The organism is Nibribacter koreensis (assembly GCF_039541795.1).
GTDB lineage: Bacteria > Bacteroidota > Bacteroidia > Cytophagales > Hymenobacteraceae > Nibribacter > Nibribacter koreensis.
Genome location: NZ_BAABGX010000002.1, coordinates 274,083 through 296,190 on the forward strand (window position 1 = coordinate 274,083; position 22,108 = coordinate 296,190).

Genomic DNA, 22,108 nt, shown 5'->3' on the forward strand with positions numbered 1-22,108 from the left:
TATTTTCTGGAAATCAGGCCAAAAACGGCTAGCTGACCATTTGTTGCGGTTGTCTGGGTTGGCGCAGGGCGTAGATGAGTACCACAATGCCAATCAAAATCAACGGGATGCTCAGCCACTGCCCCATGTTCAAGGCTAGCTCGTCTTCAAAGGCTTCTTGGTTTTCCTTCAGGAACTCTACCAGGAAACGGAAGGAGAACAACAGCGTCACAAACAGGCCAAACAACAACCCTTTTATACGACCTGCCCCCTTTTTCCAGAGCGAGTAGAGTAGGATGAACAGAAACACACAGAAAAGGCTTTCATACAACTGCGTTGGATGGCGCGGGTCCACATAGGCCGGCACGCCGTTGAACAGTTCATTGTTGCGCACAAACTTGAAGGCCCACGGCACATCGGTTGGTTTGCCAATGATTTCTGAGTTCATGAGGTTACCCAGACGAATACAGGCGCCGCCCACGGCCACTACAATTACAATGCGGTCTAGGACCCACAGGTAGTCAAACTTGTATTTGCGGCTGAATAGATAGAGTGCCATCAAGATACCAATGGTACCGCCGTGGCTGGCCAGGCCGCCTTCCCAAATTTTGAAAATCTCCAGCGGGTTAGACAGGTAATATACCGGGTCATAGAACAGGCAATGGCCCAGGCGCGCGCCAATCACAGTGCCAATGACCATGTACAACGTGAGCACGTCTACGTCTTCTTCAGAGCGGCCGTCTTTTTTATAGATGTACTTCTCAATGGGTTGGGTCAAGACAAAGGCCATGGCAAACAGCAGACCGTACCAACGCACCGTCAAAGGCCCTAAAGAGAAAAGGTCAGGACTTACGTCCCAGGTGATAAAATCCAGCATGGTAGATAGGTTAAAGCGCTAAAATTACAATTTAATATAAGAGAGGCAACCACCAAGACAGAATCTGGCAGAACACTTTCGCCTTTTTTGATGTTACTTTGCAGGCGCAAACCGCAAAACCTAACAAGGCGTTGGCGGTTGCATACTCAGAAACGGTTAGGAGCCCCAGGTTCTTGCCTTTACCCTATATTAACTCATTTCAATGTCAACTATAAGTACTGATATCTGTATCATCGGCGCCGGGCCGGTGGGCTTGTTTGCCGTATTTGAAGCCGGTCTTTTGAAAATGAAATGCCATGTGGTAGACGCCCTTCCGCAGGTGGGCGGCCAACTCTCAGAAATCTACCCGAAGAAGCCTATCTATGACATACCGGGCTACCCGATGGTCTTGGCCGGCGACCTGGTGCAGAACCTAATGCAGCAGATTGAGCCTTTCCACCCCACCTTTACCCTAGGTGAGCGCGTGGAGGAGATTGAGAAACTAGAAGACGGTTCTTTCAAACTAATCACCACAGACAAAACCGAGATCACCTGCAAAGTAGTGGTCATTGCCGGCGGCTTAGGATCTTTTGAGCCCCGTAAACCTGCTATTGAGAACCTGGAGAGTTATGAGTCTGGCAAAGGCGTGGCCTACATGGTCAAAGATCCAGAGTTCTTCAGAGACAAGCGCATTGTCCTAGCCGGCGGTGGAGACTCTGCCCTGGACTGGGCCATTTACCTGGCAGATGTAGCCAAAGAATTAACACTGGTTCACCGCGGCACCACCTTCAGAGGTGCGCCAGAGTCGGCGGCGCGGGTGGCTAGCCTAGCAGAGGAAGGCCACATGAAACTCCTTTTAAAGTCTAACGTCACCGAGGTGCACGGCAATGGCAAGTTAGAATCGGTGACTATTTCACCAGACGGTTCTGAAGGCTACCAGGTAGAGGCAGATTACTTTATCCCGCTTTTTGGCCTGGTGCCTAAGTTAGGACCTCTAGAGAACTGGGGACTGGAGTTGGAGAAGTCTGCCATTGTGGTGAACACCGTGGACTACAGCACCAACATTCCGGGCGTATACGCCATCGGTGACATCAACACCTACCCCGGCAAGCTGAAGTTGATTCTGTGCGGTTTTCATGAGGCGGCCTTGATGGCGCAGAGCGCCTACGCCATTGTGTACCCAGACAAGAAGTTTGTTCTCAAATACACTACCGTGAACGGGGTGCCAACCCTATAATGCCATGCAAGACGAGATAACCGTTTACGTAGAGAATGCCGCCGGCGAGCGCATTGCCGTTCCTGCCCCCACTGACATGGGCCTGAGCCTGATGGAAGTGCTAAAAGCCAATGAGTTTGACATTCTGGCCACCTGCGGCGGCATGGCCCTGTGCGCCACCTGCCACGTGGAACTTGTGCAAGCCCCAGAACTTCCCGAAGCCTCTGACGATGAACTGTACATGCTGGAGAACTTGCCCAACCTGAGAGAAGGAAGCAGACTCTCCTGCCAGATTAAAATAACGCCAGACCTGGACGGCACCGTGATCAGGCTCATGGCTGATCATTAATAGTCATCAAAACTTTTAAAAGCCTCATGCATGTGTAGCCATTGAGCTGCATTTGTGTGGGGCTTTTGTTTTTGGCCTCTTTTCTGGAAAACAGGCCAAAAACCGCATTAAACGGTTTAAACCACGCTTTCAAAATCTGCCTTTCTGGCTCAAACGTTAAGGTTTTGTTAAAATCAGTTTTTCTCTGCCCGCGGCTGTAATAATCTTCTGGCCTTGCCTACTAATGCTTCAACCAAAGCAAGTACAGGTGTTGGAAAAGCGCAATCCGGCTCGCTACCCGCTTAAAAAATCATTATTGTTTTCAATTCTTCTATGAAAAAATTTCTGCTCTTAACACTGTTAAGCTGCGCCACCACCGCTCCCATCTGGGCCCAGGCCCCTACTCCTTCTACCCGTCCGGCTGGCGCTCCCGCTGGGGCGGCACCAGCGGTTGCCACGCCTGTAGGCGCTGGTAAAATCACGGGTACCGTTACAGACTCTAGCAGCAACAAGCCTGTAGAGTTTGCCACCATCGCTTTAGTGAATTCCGCCACCGGCAAAACCGTAGACGGCACCGTGACCGATGAGAAAGGCCGGTTCTCTTTGAATAGAATTGCCAACGGCACCTACAAGCTCACCATCAGTTTCATTGGCTATGATACCAAAGAACTGGCGCAGGTGACCATCTCAGACAATGACCGCGACCATAACTTCAATAAGATTGAGTTGAGCCCGTCTCAAACCAGATTGAATGAAGTAACCGTGACCGGCGAGAAACCGCTTATTGAGGACAAAGTAGACCGCATGGTCTACAACGCCGAAAAAGACATCACCAACACCGGTGGTACTGCCGCCGACGTCATGCGCAAAGTGCCTTCCATTGCCTTAGACCAGGACGGCAACCTACAGATGCGCGGAAGCGGTAACGTTCGTGTATTGATCAACGGCAAGCCGTCTACCATGATGGCAGGCAACGTGGCAGACGCACTCAAGCAGATCCCGGCAGACGTGATCAAGAACGTAGAGGTGATTACCAGCCCATCGGCTAAGTATGACGCTGAAGGAACCGCGGGTATCATCAACATTGTCACCAAGAAAAACAGCCTGCAAGGCGTAACCGGCTCTACTACGTTGACCACCGGAACGCGCGCCAGCAACGGCAACGCCAACGTGAGCGTGAAATCTGGCAAACTAGGCGTCAACCTGAACACGGGCCTCACCATGTTCTACGGCAAAGGCGAAATGAACCTAAGCCAGATGAACCAGTCCAAGATTTCGGATAATCCAAATACTCCGCAGAACGAAGGTGACAATCCATCTACGCCAGAGATTGAAAATAACTACAACGTACAAAGCTTGATCCAGCAGTTGGGCACCAACCGCACCAACGGTCGGTTTGGGTTTGGTCAGTTGGGTCTGGACTATGAGATCAATGAGAAGAACAGCATTGCGGCCGGTATTAGAGTAAACACGGGTCAGTTCAAGATGCGTTCTAAGCAACATGCCACTGGGTTTACAGCCAACCAGACGGCCGCTAATTCAGCCGAGTTTGGCAATGGCGTGTTGGTGGATGAGTATGACCTTACCATGAAGAACAACAACAGCCGCCTGAGCATGGATTTGAACCTGGACTACACGCACCTGTTCAAGAAGCCACAGCAGGAGTTCACGTTCCTAACCTTGTACAGCACCACAGACCAGGACAATGAGGTTTTCCAGACGCGCTATGACTTGGAAGGCAACACCATCTTCAATCTGAACAACAGCAACGAAGGCGAAAACAAGGAGTTCACCTTGCAAGCCGACTACGCGCACCCCATGCCGAAGAACACGCTTCTGGAGATTGGTGCCAAGAACATCATGCGCGATGTGACCAGCCGCTCTTTCTACAACGGCCTGGCCTCTAACGGTGATTTCTCTTATGACCAGGACGTGCAGGCCGCCTACTTGTCTTATGGCTTTAACATCAATAAGAAGACGCAGGTGAAATTTGGTGGTCGTTATGAGTTGACTACTGTAGCCGCAGACTTTGTGAACGAAGCGCAACCAGACTTCAAGACGGACTATGACAACTTCATCCCGAACGTGACCGTGGCCTATGACTTGAAACCAACTATGAAAGTGCGCGCCTCGTTTACCCAGCGTATTCAGCGGCCGCAGTTGTTCTTCTTAAACCCGTACCGTCAGCAGCAAGGACCTAACTTGGTGGTATTTGGTAACCCAGAGTTGGACGCCGAGCTAACCGATTCATATGAGTTGAATTACAGCACGTTCTTTAAGACTACTTCTTTGAACGTGTCTGGCTACATGCGCGTGACAGACAATGCCATTGAGTCTGTCACTGACGTGATTGATGACGTGACGTACCTTACGTTCCAGAACATAGCTAAGAACAAGACCTACGGCATGAGCTTCTCTGGTTCTACCAAGCCCATTCCGGCCTGGAACGTGAATGGTAACGTGAACGTGTACTACGTAGACTTGAACGCGCCATTTGCTTCTAATGAGGGCTTCATGTACAACATTAACCTGAGCTCTGGCTATGACTTCGGGAAAGGCGTGAGTGCACAGTTCTCTGGTGGCTTCAACGCGCCAAGAATTGCCTTGCAAGGCCAGATGTCAGCTTTCTCGTACCACAACTTGTCCATCAGAAAAGAGCTGTTTGCCAAGAAAGGTGCCTTGAGTTTGGGCATGGACAACCCGTTCAGAAGAGCGCTGGAGTTCAAAAACGTGCAAGAAGGCGTAAGCCAGACCTCAGGCTTGCCGTTTAGCACCAGAACCAACGTAACGCAGTACAACCGTGGTTTCAGACTGACGTTTGAATACCGCTTTGGTAAGTTGCAGCAGCAAGGCCCGCCAAAACGCAAGAAATCCATCCGGAACGATGACGCCAAACAAGGCGATGGCAACGGAGTGCAATAAGTAGTAGCATTACCACTTTAAGGAGAGCGCCAGCAGAATTCTGCTGGCGCTCTTCGTTTTTAGGCTGTTTTCTGGAAATCAGGTCAAAAACGACCCAAGCTTATGACGCCTGAATAAAGGCCTCAAAAATATAAATATAGGCTATATACAATATTGAAATACGGCTCCCGTTTCTTTTCAAAGCTTTCTACAAAGCTGTTGCACTCACGCATTTTGCCATACCTTTGCCTTTCATGAAGTTACTTCTGGCTCTTTTCCTTGCTTTCTTTTCTGCCACCGCTTGGGCACCCTTTGCCCAATCAACCACCAGCCCCTTACAACAAGCCTCGCCCATCCAACTTTCTGGCGTCGTTCTAGACCAGGAGACCAAAAAGCCTCTTGCGTATGCCAGCGTGGGTATTCTGGACGAGCCAGTGGGCACTCTCACCAATGAGCAGGGCGAGTTCAGCTTTACCGTACCGGTTGCGCTCACAAATAAGTTAGTGCGCATCTCGGCCATTGGTTATGAGGCTACGCAAGTAAGCACTGCAGACTTAATCAGGACGGCCACTGCCCAGAGAAGAATAGAAATCACTCTGCAAGCCAAGCCTGTAGAGCTTTCTGAAGTCAAGGTGAAAGCCAGCCAATGGAAGAAGAAAAAACTAGGCGGAAACGCCGGCCCAAACACCATCTTTCACCACAATTTCACGGCTTTTCAAAGACCCCTGCAAGAAAGCCTGGGCCGCGAAGTGGGAGTCATCATCCCCAACGGCAACCAGCAAACCTTTCTGAGCAAACTGAATTTCTGTATTAGTAACAATCAATTTGAGGAGTTAAAGTTTAGGGTAAACCTCTACGCAGTGAAAGACGGCCAGCCCGCCGAAAGCCTTTCCTCTAAAGAAATCCTGACCACCGTGAAGGCAGTAAAAAAAGGCTGGGTACAGGTAGACCTGGAACCTTACAACGTGTTTGTGTCTCAGGATTTTGTGATTGCCCTGGAATGGATAGGCGGCACCCCGCTCACAGATGCTAAGTCCTTGACCTTGGCGGCCACTTTGCCCGGTTTTCATACCACCTTCTACAAAGATGCCAGCCAGGCCAAATGGGCGAAGATGTCTGCCGTGGGCGTGGGCCTGAATGTGGAAGTACAGCGCGCAGACTGATGCAACCTTTCTCCATTTCTGATGTCTCTTCGTTTTTAACCTGATTTCTGAAAAATAGCCCAAAAACGGCTTGCCTTTACCAGGCTTAATCAGACCAGATGCCTTTTACTTATTTCTTATACCTAATTCAATCCTAAACATCACTTTAACCCTTTCTATGCGTCACCTTGTATTGCTTGCCTCCTTGCAATTATTCTTGATTACCGGGCTTTGGGCCCAAACTCCGTCAGCCGTTCCTACTCCTTCCAGCACTTCGGCCGCTGGTGGTAGTAGCGTGCAGCGCGCCGGGGGCAAAGTCTCTGGCATAGTCACTGACTCTACCACCAATAAAGCAGTGGAGTTTGCCACCATCTCTCTGGTGAGCGCCGCCACCGGCAAACCCGTAGACGGCACCGTGACCGATGATCGTGGTCGCTTTACCTTAAATAGAGTAGCCTTTGGCACTTACACCGTGCAGGTGAGTTTTATTGGCTATAACACCTACACCCGTTCTGCCTTTACGGTCTCTGAGAAAGACGCCGAGATTGAGTTGGGCAACATTGTCCTTAAGCCGGTGCAGAATAAACTGCGCGAGGTGACCGTGGTGGGTGAAAAGCCGCTGGTAGAAGACAAGGTGGACCGCATGGTCTACAACGCCGAGCAGGACATCACCAACATTGGCGGTACGGCCTCAGACGTGCTCAAGAAAGTACCTTCTTTGACGGTAGATTTAGACGGCAACGTGCAGCTGCGCGGTTCCTCTAACGTGCGCGTGCTCATTAACAACAAGCCGTCCAGCATCATGGCCAACAGCGTGGCAGACGCGCTGCGCCAGATCCCGTCAGACATGATCAAGACCGTAGAGGTCATCACCAGCCCATCTGCCAAATATGACGCCGAAGGTTCTGCCGGTATCATCAACATCATCACCAAGAAGAACACCCTCTATGGCGTGAGCGGAAGTGTGAACACCTCTGCCGGCAACAGAAACGCCAACGGCAATGGTAACCTGAATATCCGGCGGGGTAAGGTTGGGTTTACCGCCAACCTGGGTACGCACCAGCAGTACAACAACAAGAATGAAAACGTATTAGAGCGTTCCCTCTTCTCCTTGCCTAAAGGCCACCCAGAACATAACCCTGACTCCTATTACAGCACCTTGTTACAGCAAGGCACCACTAAGCGCCAGGGCGGCGGCGTATTTGGGCAGTTAGGCTTTGACGCCGATCTTGACTCCAGCAACTCCATTACGGCGGGCGTAAATTTTTACCGCGGCCGTTTCAACAGCAGTGGTTTCCAGTCTAGCTTCACTGACTTCAGAGATAATTCTAAAACGGCAGACCGGTATGTTGAGACTACTTCAGAGAATAAAAACCGACATAACTCCTTGGATCTGAACCTAGGCTACACGCATATCTTCAAGCCTCAGCAGGAACTGGCGGTGTTGGGTCAATGGACGAACGGTGGTATGAACATGTCTTCCAACCTAGACAACGCCATTGATCAGAATGACTTTCTGGACAACCTGGTGCGCAATACCAATGAGGGCTTTAACCGCGAAATGACCTATCAGGTGGATTACACGCACCCGTTCCAGAACAAGACGCTTTTAGAAGTAGGCACCAAAGCCATTCTTCGGCACGCCGAAAGCGACGCGATTTACCGCGACATTGACGTGGACACTGACCAGACCACTGAGCGTGGGAATTCCTTTGCCTACGACCAGGACGTGTATGCTACTTACGCCTCTTACGGTTTCAAAGCGCTCAAAAATTACAACGTCAAGTCAGGCGTTCGTTTTGAGTACACAGACTTGCAGGCCCAATACATTGCGCCTGTTATGCCATCGTTCAAAGACAACTACAGCAACTTGATCCCGAACGTGATGGTGTCACGCACGTTCAAGTCGCAGACGGTACGTGCGGGCTATACCCAGCGTATTCAGCGTCCGCAGATATGGTACCTGAACCCGTATGTGAACACGTCAGACAAAATCAACTACTCTTTTGGTAATCCAGAGCTGTCACCTGAGCTGACGCACTCCTATGAGTTGGGCTACAGCAATTACTTTAAGACCAGCTCTGTGAACGTGTCTTTGTACTGGCGCCAGACCAACAACGCCATTGAAAACGTGCGCCGTACGGTGAGTGCCTCAGAAGTCAACCCAGCCGTAGAATACCTGGCAAGCGAAGACAACTCCTACACCACCTTTTACAACATAGGCAGAAACGCCACGTATGGCTTGAGCTTCTCTGGCAACACCAAGCCCATCCCGGCCTGGAACATTGGCGGAAGCGTGAACCTAAACTACATTGACCTGAAGAGCGAAATCCAGAACAATGCGGCCTTGCAGTACAGCTTCAACGTAAACACGGGCTATGACTTCGGGAAGGGCTTGGCCTTGCAGGCGTTTGGCTCTTACAGCTCTCCTAGACCCAGCATCCAGGGCAAGTTCTCTGGTTTCTACTACTCCAGCGTGAGCGTGAAGAAAGACCTGTGGGACAAGAAAGGGAGCATCAGCGTAGGCGTAGACAACCCATTCTCCAAGTCCATCAAGTTCACCTCAGACCTGTCCAACGACAACTTCCTCCAGAACACGGTCAACCAGAACTTTAACCGCAACGTGCGCGTGAGCTTCTCCTACCGCTTCGGCAAGATGGACATGAACTCCCAGCCACGCCGCAAGAAGTCCATCAAAAACGATGACGCCAAAGGCGGCGGAGAAACCAACTAAGCCTCTGTGTATTCCTAAAAACGAAGCCCCGTCCTTACATCAAGGACGGGGCTTCGTTTTTAAGCTATTTTCTGGAAAACAGGCCAAAAACGGAGACTTGCATTCTTTGCCCTACTTTCCTACTTTCAACAGCTACAACTTCCCCTATGAGAAAACTCCTGAGTGCCACCCTACTTACTTTTGCCACCTTTTCTCTGGCTTTGGGGCAGAAAAAAGAACAGCGCGTTGTCACAACAGACATTGACAACTTCTGGAAGGCCTATGACCGCATGCAGACCACCTCAGACAGCCTGCAACAGTTACACTACTTACAAACGCTTTACCTAGACAAAGGAACCCCAGGTCTAAAAGCTTTGGTAGAAGAAAAGAATTATCAGGCCGTAGAGTGGGTGACCTCTATCCGAAGGCATCCTAACTTCTGGAAGTCACTTAGACCCCGCACGCAGCTGGCCAAGTCTGGGGCAAAAGGACTGGAGCCGCAGTTAAAGAAACTCAAGTCGCTGTACCCCGCCCTCAGACCGGCCCAAGTGTATTTTTCCATTGGCATGTTAAGGACAGTAGGCACCTTTAAAGACAACATGGTGCTCATAGGTACCGAAATAGCAACAGGAAATACATCAGTGGATCTTTCTGAACTGCCCCAGAACCTACAAACTTACCTTAGCCGATATTTCAAGCAAGATCCTTTTACATACATCATCCCCCTGAATGTGCACGAGTATATACACACTCAGCAGAAAGGCTTGGGCAGTGACCTCTTGGGTAAGGCGTTGTTTGAAGGCGCTTGTGACTTCCTCTCTGAACTTGTCACTGGCACGCGCATGCCGCTCCCATACATGGAATACGGCCCAAAGCATGAGCCTGAATTGAAAGAACAGTTCAAAGCCGAGATGTTTGCCCCGCTACAAGACAATTGGTTTTATAACCAATCTGCTGACCATCCAGATCTGGGTTATTATATGGGCTATTCTATTTGCAAGTCTTATTACCAACAGGCAAAAAACAAGAGACAGGCCATTAAAGAAATGATTGAGTTGGACTATGACAATCCTGCGGCTACAGAAGCATTCCTGGCTGCCTCTATGTACTACCAGGAGCCCATCAACAGGAGCCAGCTGTTACAAGCTTATGAGGCCAAGAGACCCATCATTACCCACATTTCTCCCATCACAGGATCAGACAGCCTGGTAGACGCTTCGGTGAAAGAATTACGAGTGGAGTTCTCACACGTGATGTCTAGGTTCACGGCAACAGACTACGGCGCAGGTGGCAAGGAAGAATGGCCCGTGGTGGGACGAAAAGGTTTCTCTGAAGACAAGAAAGCGTACATCTACTTGGTAGACCTCCAGCCTGGCAAAACGTACAGCCTTAAACTAAACGGAGGCGGCTTCTCTGCTGTCAACGGCTATCCTCTTAAGACTTATGAAATCCGTTTCAAAACTAAAGAATGAGCCGTTTTTCCCGTATCAGCCGTTTTTAGCCCCTTTTCAGGAAAACAGGCCAAAAACGCCTCTGCTATTCTTTACCCGGGACCTGCTGTTTTTGAGTTTCTATTAGAGGTGGCTCTAAAGGTTCAGGTTCTTTTTTCTTGTTGATGATCAACAGCGCTTTCTGCACTTCATAACACGCTAGCAGGTACAGCCTGAATGGTTGGGCGTTTCTCAAGACTTCTACCAACGCCAGAATCTCTGGAATATACACCTTGGCAAAGCTGCGATCGTTTTTGGCGATGTCTCTGGTGTTGTCAATTATGTCGGCTAGCTTGATGGCCTGCGCCGGAAGTGAAATTTTACTTAAGCGTTGCACCTCCATTTCCTTGCGCCTTTTCCGGTTATGACCTGGGTAGGCAGATTTGACAAACTGGTCCGTGAGTTCCTGTACCCAAAGCAGAACCTGTTGGGCATCGGCCTCAGTGTCTTCACAGATATCTTTCAGAAAGGTTTTTAACTCATGAGACTTGACAGGCGTGTCTTCCAGCACATCATGCAATAGCGCAGCCATGACCATGCCGGTGGTACCGTCAAACTCTTTTACCGTGTGGGCCACGCGTTCCAGATGCTTGACGTAGGGCTCATTGGTGACCTTGCGCCGTTGTTCCCCATGGGCCTCTACCGCAAACTCCCACGCCCTGCGCTCCAGTCTGGTCAAGAAAGAAGGACATTCCAACGGCTCCATAGGTCTTTGTTTAAGTTACACGCGAAATCCGTTTTTGGCCTATTTCCCAGAAAACAAGCCAAAAATGGGAATGCGAAAACATCTCCAAATTTTCAAATCTTCACATTTCCAAATCACCCAATTAGCACATTACTTAAGCTCACTCAGCTCCTGCTTGAAGCCCCCGCTTAGTATTGGGAAGCGTAGCCAACTTCTAGGGTCCACGTTGTAGTCATCCAGGTGGAAGGCCGGGGCATAGCGTTCGCGTTTCCATTGGTTGCGGCTCCAGAGCGAATAAAAGCGCTGGACATATTGCTTGAGCTGGTCGTCTGGGTAGGAGCCTTTCAGTTTCTCAAATACCTGCTGCGGAGAAAGTCGGTTGTAAAAAGCGAGGCGTTCTATCTGGTTCAGCAAGGGGTACGGCATCAGGTCCTTCTCATCTGTCTGGGCACGCTCCAGCGGACGTAGCTCAGCGGTAGGCTGAAGGTTGTTCACGTACTGCAGGCCTTCGTATCCAAGATTTAACTGCGCCCAGATGAGCCACTCCCGCACAAAAGCTTTGTCCACGCCCGCAATTGGCGAAATACTGCCTGCTGTGTCCCCATCCATGGTGGCGTAACCAACGGATGCCTCAGAACGATTAGAGGTAGCCATTAACAGGGAGTTGGTTAGGTTAGCCAGCATCCAGATGCCGGGGGCGCGCACGCGGGCCTGAATGTTCTGTAAGGTGATATCGTCCTGCTCCCAGGTCAAGGGCCGGCCAATGGCTTTCTCAATTTTACCTTGGTAGCCAGTCACTTCCTGGTCAATAGTCCAGTTGTAAAAGATGGCCCCAATGGACTTGGCCAGTTCCTGCGCTGAGGTAAAGGTGTCATCAGAGGAGTTTTCGGTGCCTTGGTAGGCCGTGATGAGCAGTTTGCCTACCAACGCGTTTCTAAGTTCTATGCCAGACAATTGCTTAAACTGCTGGAGCTCTTCTGCAGTAAGGCATTGGGTTTTGCGCACAAACTCTTCCAAACCAATCTCGGCTAAAGCTCTGGTTACCATTTCCGCGACGGCCACCGCGCACAAAGAGGAATCTGCCCCACCGCTCAAAGACAAGACGAAGCCTTTGCTTTTACTTTTTCTAAGGTAGTCCAGCAAAGCCACCGTAATAGCAGAAATAAATTCTATGTTCTCATCTACCGGCGGCAAGGGCGTCACCTCCACCAACGGCAGAGGGTTCTCAAAAGAGACTTCGGCGCACTCAAAGTCCACGTCCTTGAAAGACAGCAACTGGTTTCTAAGTATCACGTTACCGTTCTGGGCAATCAGGATCTCGCCGTCGTAAATCATCTTTCCGGCCTCATTGCCTAGCAGGTTCACGTACAGGTAGGTGCATTCAAATTGCTTAGAGGCATCTACAACCAGATGGTAGCGCACGTCGGTCTTGCTCATGGCAAAGTGGCTGGCACTAGGATTGATGATGAGTTGGACGCCTTTGGGCTTGTGTCTATAGGCCGGTCTATTCTCATTGCGCCAGGCATCCTCGCAAATCTCAAACGCAAACTTGATGCCCTGATGCTCATAGATGATGTCACCTATCTGGTAGGTTTGGCCCAGCATTTCAAAGTCTTGTACTATGTTGGCGGGCCAAGAGCTAAACCAGCGCGTCTCATAATGCACACCGTCATTGGCCAGAAACTGCTTGGCGGTAAAGCCCACAATCTTCTTGTCATTGATGACGCAGGCCGTGTTGTAGACAATCCCATTCAATCTTACCGGAAGCCCTACGCAGACAATCACCCCTTCGCACCATTCCTTGATTTCCAGGAGATGCTGAAAACATTCTTCAGATAACCACTCGCTCAAGAACAGGTCTTCACAGCCGTAGCCGGGAATGGTCATCTCTGGAAGACAGAGAATGTCTACCTTCTGTTCTTTAGCCTGTTCAATGGCCTTCTTGATGTTGCTAAGGTTATTCTCCCAATCAAGGGGCGTTTGGTTAAGGGCGGCGCCGGCGAGTTTCATAGACAGGTATATTTTTGCATTTGTAACGCAAGAACGGCCCGCAAGTTAAAAAATACCCGCTGGATAATGTGCTAATGGCTTAATGTGCTGATGTGCTAGTGATTTGAAAATGTGAGAATTTGAAAATTTGGAGATGTGGGAATTTGAAAAGGCTTTAGCTACCATGGCGCAAGCGTCCGGCTTGTGTCCGCACGCATGGTGAATCTGGAATGCGTGCGCAATTCGCATTTGCCCAGTAATTGAAAGACACGCTATTCGGGATTTATCAATCCCGGATCACTCTGTCGGGGATTTACCAATCCCCGTTTAACCAATGTCGCAAAACGGGGATTGGTAAATCCCCGACAGAGAACTTTCAGATTGATAAATCTGAAAGAGCAGATGTAAATCTGAAAGAGCAGATGAGCAGATTTTTTTTATAGAGACAATGGCGCTGCCTTGTCAACTGGGCATTTTAGAGCTACAATGGGTGCGGACGCTTGCGCCATGATACACTGTAGATGACAGGCTTTTACCTTGGGATAAGTAAAAAGAAGAAATGGGAAATTGGGAATGTGTCGTTTTTGGCCTGATTCCTAGAAAATAGCCTAAAAACGAAAAGAAACTACCCTACAATAGCGCCGCTGGCTCTAAGGGCTTCCATACTTTTTTCGGCGGCGGCTTGTTCTGCCTTTTTCTTGGACAGACCGCTACCCGTACCGATGGCCTCATCATCCACTACCACGGCGGCGGTGAATTCTGTGTTACTGCCAGACTGCTTCTGCCCAATGATCTCAAACCGGATGCTACGGTTCTGGCCTTGTGCCCACTCAATGAGTTTGCTCTTGAAGTTGCTGGTAGTGGTGGTGAGTTGGTGCAAGTCAAAGTGCGGCTTCATGAGCCGGTCCAGAATGAACGTCTTGGTCTGTTTGTAGCCTTTATCCAGGTACACCGCGCCTACCAAAGCCTCTAAGGCGTTGCCATTGATAAACTTATGCCTGGACGCCCCGGCGGCAGTATCTACTTTAATAAGGGTAGACAAGCCCACTTTCATTGCCAGGCTGTTCAAAGACTCGCGGTTCACCATGCGGGACCGAATCTCCGTCAGGAAGCCTTCGTCTTTGTAAGGGTATTTTTTGAACAGATACTCCGCCACTACCGCGCCTAAGATGGCATCTCCTAAAAACTCAAGGCGCTCATTGGTCTCCTGGTTACCTTTCAGGTTCAGTCGCACGAAGGACGTGTGCGTAAACGCCAATTGGTACAGGTGCAAGTTGTCTGGCGCCATGCCCGTAATCTGCGTGATGGCGTTGACAAAGGCTTTGTCTTTGTAGAAGAATTTGTGAAAAGCGCGGAGAACCGGTCTAATCGGAGACACTAGTCAACAAATTTGCGGAATATCACAGACGTGTTGTGCCCCCCAAACCCGAACGTGTTGCTCAGTGCAATGTTCACCTCGCGCTCCTGTGCCTTGTTAAAGGTAAAGTTAAGCTTGGAGTTGAATTGCTCATCATCCGTTGAGTGGTTGATGGTTGGAGGAACTGCCCCGTTTTGGATAGCCAGAATACAAGCGATGGCTTCAATAGCACCTGCCGCGCCTAACAGGTGACCCGTCATGGACTTGGTTGAGCTAATGTTGAGGTTGTAGGCATGCTCACCAAACACGTGCTCAATGGCCATGGCCTCACTCACATCTCCTAAGGGAGTAGAAGTGCCGTGCACGTTGATGTAGTCTACTTCCTCTGGCTTGATGCCAGCGTCTTTCAAGGCGTTCTTCATTACGTTGCGCGCGCCCAAACCTTCTGGGTGCGGAGCGGTAATGTGATACGCATCGGCAGACATGCCACCGCCAATGATCTCGGCGTAGATTTTAGCGCCACGCGCCTTGGCATGCTCATACTCTTCCAGGATGATGGCACCGGCGCCTTCGCCTAACACAAAACCGTCACGGTCTTTGTCAAACGGACGCGAAGCTGTTTCTGGAGAGTCATTGCGCTCTGAAAGGGCTTTCAAAGCATTAAAGCCGCCAACGCCTGCCTCTGTCACCGCTGCCTCAGAACCACCAGTCACCACTACGTCTATCATCCCCAACCTAATGTAGTTGAAAGAGTCAATAATAGCGTTAGACGCAGAGGCACAGGCAGATACCGTCACAAAGTTAGGTCCCCGGAAGCCGTATTTAATAGAGATGGACCCGGCGCTGATGTCAGCGATCATCTTTGGGATGAAGAACGGGTTGAAGCGAGGCGTACCATCACCGTTGGCGAAGTTCACACACTCCTCTTGGAAAGTACGCAGACCACCAATCCCAGAGCCCCAGATTACACCAATGCGGTCTTTGTCTAGTGCTTCAGAATCAATGCCTGAGTCCTTCACGGCCTGATCGGCCACAACCATAGCAAATTGCGTAAAGAGGTCCATTTTGCGGGCCTCTTTACGGTCAAAATATTGCTCAGGATCATATCCCTTTACTTCGCACGCAAACCGAGTCTTAAACTTAGAGGCGTCAAAGCGGGTGATGGGCGCTGCGCCACTTACTCCGTTCACAAGGCCGTCCCAATACTCTGAAACGGAATTCCCCACGGGGGTAAGCGCACCAAGGCCTGTAACTACAACTCTCTTAAGCTCCATAAGCTGCTAATAGAGGATAGAACCTGTATGATTGTAAAAATTGGATCGATGTAATAAAGAATAGGGGAAGATTACTTCGCGTGCTCTTCCAGGTAGCTGATCGCTTGGCCTACCGTTGCAATGTTCTCAGCTTGGTCGTCTGGAATAGAAACATTGAATTCTTTCTCGAATTCCATGATCAATTCTACGGTATCAAGAGAGTCGGCACCCAGGTCGTTTGTAAAGCTAGCTTCTGGCGTTACCTCAGATTCTTCAACGCCTAATTTGTCAATGATGATAGCCTTTACTTTTTCTGCGATTTCTGACATTTTTTTAGAAGTTTTTTAAAACACAGTTGCAAAGAAATGGATTTGCCAACACAATGTCAAACAAATTGTCTTCAATAGTTTTATACAGGTTTTTTATAAATTCTATTCTTGCGTTTACAAATCGGTTCTTTAAATTGCCCATCCAACATTATTTCCCCCTTACCTGCAATGAAGTCTTATAAGTTAGATGTGGAGTACGATTACGACTTTGACCTGTACGGGGTTGTATCGTCCAGTAAAGAGCACACGTTGGCTTGGGCTTTGAACAAGTCCTTTAGGCTGCGTTTGATCAAGCAGGCAGACCTTTGCATTGATTTTTTAAACAAGGGCCGGCTGGTCATCTCTAATTATCTGCACTGCGCAGAGCATGGCAACTTACGCCTGTTCAGGAACCGTTCTGTGGCCATGAGCACGCTCCCCACCCCGTTTCTGGTGCCAGACATTAAAGAGTATGACTACGTAATACAGGTAACGGGCCGGCTAGATTCATTTCAAGAACAACTATTACACAAATTACACGCGGTACCCTTGGTACAGTACGTGCGGTCTTTTGACCCCAACAGTTTACGTCACAGAGAAAACCTTTTATTTTAGCCCATGGCTATCTATTTTAACAAGACCAAGATTATCGCAACGGTTGGCCCTGCCAGCAACACATCTGAACGCCTCAAAGCCCTGGTGGAAGAAGGCGTGGATGTTTTCCGCTTAAACTTTTCGCATGGCTCTCATGAGGAGCATGCCAAGGTGATTACCGCAGTCAGAGAGCTCAACGTAGAGATGGGCACCAACATCTGCCTGCTGCAAGACTTACAGGGTCCTAAGATTAGGATTAATGACGTAGAGAACGGCGCTGTAGAGATTGCTCCGGGCCAGATCATCAAGATTGTCTGCGACAAATCTATGGGTACCGCTTCTCGCCTATCTACCAGCTACATGCGCCTGGCGCAAGACGTACGCCCTGGTGACGCTATCCTGATAGATGACGGCAAACTAGAACTGACGGTCATTAGCACTGACGGCGACAAAGAAGTAGAAGCCGAAGTAGTGTACGGCGGCACCGTAAAGCCAAGAAAAGGCATTAACCTGCCAGACACCTTGGTGACCGCTCCTTCCTTAACCGAGAAAGACATCCAGGACCTGCACTTTGGTCTTGACAATAACGTGGAATGGATTGCGCTTTCCTTTGTAAGAAAGGTAGAAGACATCCATGAGATCAAGCGCATCATAGCCGAACGCGGCAAAGACGCCCGCGTAGTGGCCAAGATTGAGAAGCCAGAAGCCATCCGCAACATTGACTCCATCATAGAGGCCACTGACGCCGTGATGGTGGCACGCGGTGACCTGGGCGTAGAGATTGGCATGGAAGAGGTGCCTATGCTTCAGAAGATGATTGTAGAGAAGTGCACAGCCATTGGCAAGCCTGTAATCATTGCCACCCAGATGATGGAGAGCATGATCACCAGCCCACGCCCTACCCGCGCCGAGACCAACGACATTGCCAACGCCGTTATGGATGGTGCTGATGCCCTGATGTTGAGCGCCGAGACGGCCGCCGGCATGTACCCCATTGAGACCATCCGGAGCATGAACCGCACTATTCAGTCGGTAGAGAACCAGGCCGAAGTGTTTCACCGCAACTTCGTTTTCAACCCTACTTCTGACACGTTTTACAGTGACACCCTGGTAGCCAATGCCGTGGGCCTGGCCCGTGACACCAACGGCCGTGCCTTGATAGGTATGACCAAGTCTGGTTACACGGCGTTCCAGCTGGCCAAGCACCGTCCTAAAGCCAACATCTTCATCTTCACGGATAACCGGACGCTCCTGAATACCTTGAATTTGGTATGGGGCATTAGAGGTTTCTACTATGACCGCTTTGTGTCTACTGATGAAACCATTGCCGACGTGAAAGAGATCTTGGTGCGCGAACAACACTTGGAGACCGGTGACATCTTCATCAACATCGGTTCTATGCCGGTGATGGAGAAGAAACGCGCCAACATGATCAAATTGAGTATTGTCCACTAAAAGACGCTAGAGGCTAGATTTTAGTAGCTAGACTTATCATACAGCAAGAAGGCCCGTCTCCAAGTGGAGGCGGGCCTTCTTGCTATTGGCAGCATAAGACCCTGTTTTGGGGCTACTTTCTGGAAAACAAGCTAAAAACGAGAAGAAGACAGTTTTCAGAAATGTTACTAAATGGACATTATTGACACAGACGCTCGCAAGTCCTACCGAACGATATGAGGTCTTTTGAATAAAGGCCGTTTTATATGGAAGGCGCTCCTGTCCTCCCCCTACCCCCTCTGAAGGGGGACAGAACGCGCCGGTTGAAGCCAGCGCTCCAGGGCAGTTGCAGAATGCCCGCCATCATGGGACCAAGGCGCAGACTTGAACCATGCCCACGTGATAGCAGATGGCTACAACCGTGCCTTGGCACGCGTGCCTCTGCAGCGACAGGGACGGACTTTACCTACAACCACCTGAACCAACCATCAAGCCCTCACAGGATTGGAACCGAAAACAGTCTTGGCTCTGAGCGCCTCTGTTGTTTCGTCGCCCGCCAGGGCGGGGCCAAAGGCCCAGAGTACAACAGCAGTGCGAAGGGCCAAGACGAGGCCCCGCGGCCGTGAGCGCTTAGCGGAAGAGATGGAACAAAGCTGTGAATGCGCACCGGTAAAGGCATTATTTCTCAGGAACAGCCAATTGCATGCACAAATGTACTACAGCTGGAGAAGCAATATTGGTCGTTGGTGAGAACACCAACAACGGCGGGCGTGGATGGAGAACAGTTAGAAAGCAGGCCTGGCAAATGGGAGTGAGGCTGAGAGGAAGTAAATTTAAGACGCAATCATCAGACCTATGATGCGTGCAGACACAAACGGACGCTTGCCCCTGAGAAGATTGCATTCAAGCAAAGACAAAGGAAGCGCCTAACGTGAATCTGGAGACTCACCCCTCCCATGTCATGAGGCTTGAGGCTAGCGTCAGAGAAAAGGGTTTCAGGGACTTTGTCTGAGTTGGTAATCGGCCACTTGCAAATGACTACCAATAGTTTAAAAAGGCGTTTTCTGCCTATTTACCAGAAAACAAGCCAAAAACAGAAACCAGCTACAACACAAAAAGCCTTGCACAGGGCAAGGCTTTTTGTTCAGCATAAGACAAGGAGGAAATCCTTAAACTTAGGCTGCTAAGCTATTTACAAATTTAGCCAACTTAGATTTGTTGTTAGCCGCTTTGTTTTTGTGGATCACGTTTTTCTTGGCCAAACGGTCTAGCATACCAGACACAGTTTTGAAAAGCTCTTGCGCTTCAGCCTGGTCGGTGGTGTTTTTCAAACGCTTTACAAACGTACGAGTAGTTTTTGCTTGATAACGGTTAAGCAAGCGTTTCGCGTTGTTAGATCTGATTCTCTTTATTGCTGACTTGTGGTTAGCCATGGTTTACAGTGAATATAAATAAATGCTTTTGACTTCTGGTTCTAAATGAGTTTGCAAAACTACAAGACTGCCAGATTAATTCCAAGAAGGAAGGGATTAAAATTTAATATTCTTCCTTTGCTGACCGGCCAATTGTGGCCTCCAGCACCCTATGAACCACCCATCTACCCTTTCAGCAGGTTAGCTTTCCTGCAGGATACTGGAAACCAAAGGACCAAGTGCGGTGTTCTAGGCTTGATTCTGTAAATTTACAACAAAATAAGAATTCACGCACCTAATTTTATAAAAGAACCATGGGAATGTATCCTGAATATATGGTGGCCCCTATCCGGGAAGACCTTACCTCTGTAGGCTTTGAACAATTGATGACCCCAGAAGAAGTAGAATCTGTCCTGAACCAGAAAGAGGGCACTGTGTTGGTAGCTATCAACTCGGTCTGTGGTTGCGCCGCTTCTAAAGCGCGTCCTGCCCTTAAAATGGCCGTAGCCTCTAGTGAGAACAAGCCAGCCAAACTGGTGACCGTATTTGCCGGTATGGAAGGCGACGCCGTGGCCAAAGCCCGCGAGTTCATGTTGCCGTATCCTCCCTCGTCTCCTTCCATTGCTTTGTTCAAAGATGGTGAGCTGGTACACATGATTGAGCGCCATCACATTGAAGGCAATGACTTGACCAGAATCGTGGACAGCCTGCAAGGCGCCTTTGAGGACTACTGCGCTAAGTAATCTATCTTACAACATCACAGAAAAGCCTGACACATTGGTTGCGTCAGGCTTTTTCGTTTTTGGGCTATTTCCTGGAAATCAGGCTAAAAACGCATCAGCACAGTCCCTTCTCCCTGAGGGAGAAGGTTAGGATAAGGGGGTTTGTATTGGAAATAAACCATCTGTATGCATAATCATCCCCCTACCCCCTTCAAAGGGGGACTGAATGCGCGGATTCTATAGAGACTAGGCACTGCGGAGTACCACCGCTCACTTTTGAAAGAATCCGTATTTTCTAGTTCGAATAAACAAATAACCAACAACAACTACCCTACAGCGTCTTAAACCTGTCAAAGGCCAGGCGCTCCAATTCTTCCCGGTGGTTGGGATGGGCAATCTGAATGAGGGCCTTGGCGCGCTGGCGCAGGTTCTTGCCGTATAGATCCGCGATGCCGTATTCTGTCACGATGTAGCGCACGTGGGCCCTGGTGGTGGTCACGCTAGCGCCGGGCTTGAGCATGTTCACTATCTTGGACTCGCCTTTGTTGGTGATGGAGGGCAGGGCAATGATGGGCTTTCCGCCTTCAGAGAGCGCTGCGCCGCGCATGAAGTCCATCTGGCCGCCTACGCCAGAGAACTGGTAGGTGCCAATGGTATCGGCGCAGACCTGGCCGGTCAAGTCCACCTCAATGGCGCTGTTGATGGCCGTCACTTTGGGATTCCTCCTTATGATGGACGTATCATTGGTGTAGATAGCCTCTTTTAAGACCACCCCCGGGTTGTCGTCCAGAAAATCAAATACCTTTTGGGAGCCGTTCACAAAACAGGAGACAATCTTATGTGGCAGAATCTTCTTCTTAGAACCCGTAATGATACCTTTTTCTACCAGCGGGATGATGCCGTCTGAGAACATCTCGGTGTGAATGCCAAGGTCCTTATGGTGCATCAGCTGCGCCAGCACCGCGTCTGGTATGGCGCCAATGCCCATTTGCAAGGTGGCACCGTCTTCTACCAGTTCGGCCACCATTCTGCCAATCTGCAGTTCTATACCGCCGGTGTGCTTGCCAATATGCTCTGGCAAGGGCTCGTCTACCCATACCTTGGCATGAAACTGCTTCATGTGCACCACGCCGTCGCCGTGTGAACGCGGCACCTGCGGATTCACTTCGGCAATAATGATCTTGGCGGTCTCCACGGCAGACAAGGCTACGTCTACCGAGGCTCCCAGACTGCAATACCCATGCGCATCTGGCGGTGACACTTGCACCAAGGCCACGTCTAAGGGCAGGATGTTTCTTCTAAACAAGAACGAAATCTCGCTCAAGAAAATGGGAATATAATCTGCGTGGCCGTCATGGAGCGCCTGGCGGATGTTCCCTCCCACAAAGCACGCGTTGGTCTTAAAACTTTTGGCGTTTTCTGGGTTGGTATAGGGTGCGGGGCCTTCGGTGTGGATGTGGATGAATTCTACCTCACGGAGTTCAGAAGAGCGGGCAGATACGGCATTCACCAATCTAGTGGGTGTCATGGCGGCCCCGTGCACAAACACGCGGTCTCCGGATTTTATGAGTTTGACGGCTTCCTCGGCGGAGGTATATTCTGTGGACATGATCATAGTGCGTGCGGAATTTGTATAAGGACTTTCTTACCCAACGACAAAATTACCCACACGTTGCCTACCCATAAATGACAAGGGCCAACCGTTTGGTTGACCCTTGTCATTTATGAC

At 49.9% G+C, this 22,108-nt stretch carries 17 protein-coding genes; 9 read left to right on the plus strand and 8 right to left on the minus strand.

Features of this window, described 5'->3' with window-relative positions; genetic code table 11:
• Nucleotides 1–28: 28 nt before the first annotated feature.
• Nucleotides 29–856, minus strand: a complete 828-nt coding sequence (lgt, locus tag ABD880_RS08410) for a prolipoprotein diacylglyceryl transferase (RefSeq protein WP_345164590.1) — start codon at nt 854–856, stop codon at nt 29–31.
• Nucleotides 857–1,058: 202 nt separating this feature from the next.
• On the opposite strand from lgt, the gene ABD880_RS08415 reads away from it, so the two are divergent.
• The 6 genes from ABD880_RS08415 to ABD880_RS08440 all read left to right on the plus strand — a co-directional run bounded on the left by ABD880_RS08415 (nt 1,059) and on the right by ABD880_RS08440 (nt 10,607).
• Nucleotides 1,059–2,072: an NAD(P)/FAD-dependent oxidoreductase gene (locus ABD880_RS08415; protein ID WP_345164592.1), complete on the plus strand. Its 1,014-nt coding sequence runs from the start codon at nt 1,059–1,061 to the stop codon at nt 2,070–2,072.
• A gap of 4 nt (nt 2,073–2,076) precedes the next feature.
• A complete protein-coding gene (locus tag ABD880_RS08420; protein WP_345164594.1) occupies nt 2,077–2,400 on the plus strand; it encodes a 2Fe-2S iron-sulfur cluster-binding protein in 324 nt (107 codons plus the stop codon).
• 312 nt (nt 2,401–2,712) lie between these two features.
• The gene (locus ABD880_RS08425; protein ID WP_345164596.1) at nt 2,713–5,301 is read left to right on the plus strand and encodes a TonB-dependent receptor; all 2,589 of its coding nucleotides are present in this window, start codon (nt 2,713–2,715) and stop codon (nt 5,299–5,301) included.
• Nucleotides 5,302–5,534: 233 nt separating this feature from the next.
• A complete protein-coding gene (locus tag ABD880_RS08430; RefSeq protein WP_345164598.1) occupies nt 5,535–6,443 on the plus strand; it encodes a carboxypeptidase-like regulatory domain-containing protein in 909 nt (302 codons plus the stop codon).
• A 157-nt stretch (nt 6,444–6,600) separates the two neighbouring features.
• A complete protein-coding gene (locus ABD880_RS08435; RefSeq protein ID WP_345164600.1) occupies nt 6,601–9,156 on the plus strand; it encodes a TonB-dependent receptor in 2,556 nt (851 codons plus the stop codon).
• Nucleotides 9,157–9,302: 146 nt separating this feature from the next.
• Nucleotides 9,303–10,607 carry a DUF2268 domain-containing putative Zn-dependent protease gene (locus ABD880_RS08440; protein WP_345164602.1) on the plus strand — a complete coding sequence of 435 codons (1,305 nt, stop codon included), beginning with the start codon at nt 9,303–9,305 and terminating at the stop codon, nt 10,605–10,607.
• Between the two features lie 64 nt (nt 10,608–10,671).
• Here the strand turns inward: ABD880_RS08440 and ABD880_RS08445 are convergent, their stop codons facing one another.
• The 5 genes from ABD880_RS08445 to ABD880_RS08465 all read right to left on the minus strand — a co-directional run bounded on the left by ABD880_RS08445 (nt 10,672) and on the right by ABD880_RS08465 (nt 16,238).
• Nucleotides 10,672–11,331 (minus strand): HD domain-containing protein, encoded by a 660-nt coding sequence (locus ABD880_RS08445; RefSeq protein ID WP_345164604.1) that lies wholly within the window; start codon nt 11,329–11,331, stop codon nt 10,672–10,674.
• Nucleotides 11,332–11,460: 129 nt separating this feature from the next.
• Nucleotides 11,461–13,320 carry an NAD(+) synthase gene (gene nadE / locus ABD880_RS08450; protein WP_345164606.1) on the minus strand — a complete coding sequence of 620 codons (1,860 nt, stop codon included), beginning with the start codon at nt 13,318–13,320 and terminating at the stop codon, nt 11,461–11,463.
• Between the two features lie 604 nt (nt 13,321–13,924).
• On the minus strand, nt 13,925–14,677 hold the full coding sequence (gene rnc, locus ABD880_RS08455) for a ribonuclease III (RefSeq protein ID WP_345164608.1): 753 nt from the start codon (nt 14,675–14,677) through the stop codon (nt 13,925–13,927).
• Nucleotides 14,677–15,930 (minus strand): beta-ketoacyl-ACP synthase II, encoded by a 1,254-nt coding sequence (gene fabF / locus ABD880_RS08460; protein ID WP_345164610.1) that lies wholly within the window; start codon nt 15,928–15,930, stop codon nt 14,677–14,679. The genes rnc and fabF overlap by 1 nt, the downstream gene beginning before the upstream one ends.
• A 71-nt stretch (nt 15,931–16,001) precedes the next feature.
• A complete protein-coding gene (locus ABD880_RS08465) occupies nt 16,002–16,238 on the minus strand; it encodes an acyl carrier protein (RefSeq protein WP_007659745.1) in 237 nt (78 codons plus the stop codon).
• Between the two features lie 168 nt (nt 16,239–16,406).
• Between ABD880_RS08465 and ABD880_RS08470 the strand changes: the two genes are divergently transcribed.
• On the plus strand, nt 16,407–16,832 hold the full coding sequence (locus ABD880_RS08470; protein ID WP_345164623.1) for an IPExxxVDY family protein: 426 nt from the start codon (nt 16,407–16,409) through the stop codon (nt 16,830–16,832).
• Between the two features lie 3 nt (nt 16,833–16,835).
• A complete protein-coding gene (pyk, locus tag ABD880_RS08475; RefSeq protein ID WP_345164625.1) occupies nt 16,836–18,266 on the plus strand; it encodes a pyruvate kinase in 1,431 nt (476 codons plus the stop codon).
• Between the two features lie 1,154 nt (nt 18,267–19,420).
• Here the strand turns inward: pyk and rpsT are convergent.
• The gene (gene rpsT, locus ABD880_RS08480; RefSeq protein ID WP_345164627.1) at nt 19,421–19,678 is read right to left on the minus strand and encodes a 30S ribosomal protein S20; all 258 of its coding nucleotides are present in this window, start codon (nt 19,676–19,678) and stop codon (nt 19,421–19,423) included.
• 299 nt (nt 19,679–19,977) lie between these two features.
• On the opposite strand from rpsT, the gene ABD880_RS08485 reads away from it, so the two are divergent.
• Entirely contained in the window at nt 19,978–20,400 is a 423-nt protein-coding gene (locus ABD880_RS08485; protein ID WP_345164629.1) for a BrxA/BrxB family bacilliredoxin, read from the plus strand.
• 310 nt (nt 20,401–20,710) lie between these two features.
• Here the strand turns inward: ABD880_RS08485 and ABD880_RS08490 are convergent, their stop codons facing one another.
• On the minus strand, nt 20,711–21,994 hold the full coding sequence (locus ABD880_RS08490; RefSeq protein WP_345164631.1) for an acetyl-CoA hydrolase/transferase family protein: 1,284 nt from the start codon (nt 21,992–21,994) through the stop codon (nt 20,711–20,713).
• Nucleotides 21,995–22,108: the final 114 nt, after the last annotated feature.

Coding starts and splice junctions, on each gene's coding strand:
- lgt (WP_345164590.1), bottom strand. CDS start 856: ATGCTGGATTTTATCACCTGGGACGTAAGTCCTGACCTTTTCTCTTTA.
- ABD880_RS08415 (WP_345164592.1), top strand. CDS start 1,059: ATGTCAACTATAAGTACTGATATCTGTATCATCGGCGCCGGGCCGGTG.
- ABD880_RS08420 (WP_345164594.1), top strand. CDS start 2,077: ATGCAAGACGAGATAACCGTTTACGTAGAGAATGCCGCCGGCGAGCGC.
- ABD880_RS08425 (WP_345164596.1), top strand. CDS start 2,713: ATGAAAAAATTTCTGCTCTTAACACTGTTAAGCTGCGCCACCACCGCT.
- ABD880_RS08430 (WP_345164598.1), top strand. CDS start 5,535: ATGAAGTTACTTCTGGCTCTTTTCCTTGCTTTCTTTTCTGCCACCGCT.
- ABD880_RS08435 (WP_345164600.1), top strand. CDS start 6,601: ATGCGTCACCTTGTATTGCTTGCCTCCTTGCAATTATTCTTGATTACC.
- ABD880_RS08440 (WP_345164602.1), top strand. CDS start 9,303: ATGAGAAAACTCCTGAGTGCCACCCTACTTACTTTTGCCACCTTTTCT.
- ABD880_RS08445 (WP_345164604.1), bottom strand. CDS start 11,331: ATGGAGCCGTTGGAATGTCCTTCTTTCTTGACCAGACTGGAGCGCAGG.
- nadE (WP_345164606.1), bottom strand. CDS start 13,320: ATGAAACTCGCCGGCGCCGCCCTTAACCAAACGCCCCTTGATTGGGAG.
- fabF (WP_345164610.1), bottom strand. CDS start 15,930: ATGGAGCTTAAGAGAGTTGTAGTTACAGGCCTTGGTGCGCTTACCCCC.
- ABD880_RS08465 (WP_007659745.1), bottom strand. CDS start 16,238: ATGTCAGAAATCGCAGAAAAAGTAAAGGCTATCATCATTGACAAATTA.
- ABD880_RS08470 (WP_345164623.1), top strand. CDS start 16,407: ATGAAGTCTTATAAGTTAGATGTGGAGTACGATTACGACTTTGACCTG.
- pyk (WP_345164625.1), top strand. CDS start 16,836: ATGGCTATCTATTTTAACAAGACCAAGATTATCGCAACGGTTGGCCCT.
- rpsT (WP_345164627.1), bottom strand. CDS start 19,678: ATGGCTAACCACAAGTCAGCAATAAAGAGAATCAGATCTAACAACGCG.
- ABD880_RS08485 (WP_345164629.1), top strand. CDS start 19,978: ATGTATCCTGAATATATGGTGGCCCCTATCCGGGAAGACCTTACCTCT.
- ABD880_RS08490 (WP_345164631.1), bottom strand. CDS start 21,994: ATGATCATGTCCACAGAATATACCTCCGCCGAGGAAGCCGTCAAACTC.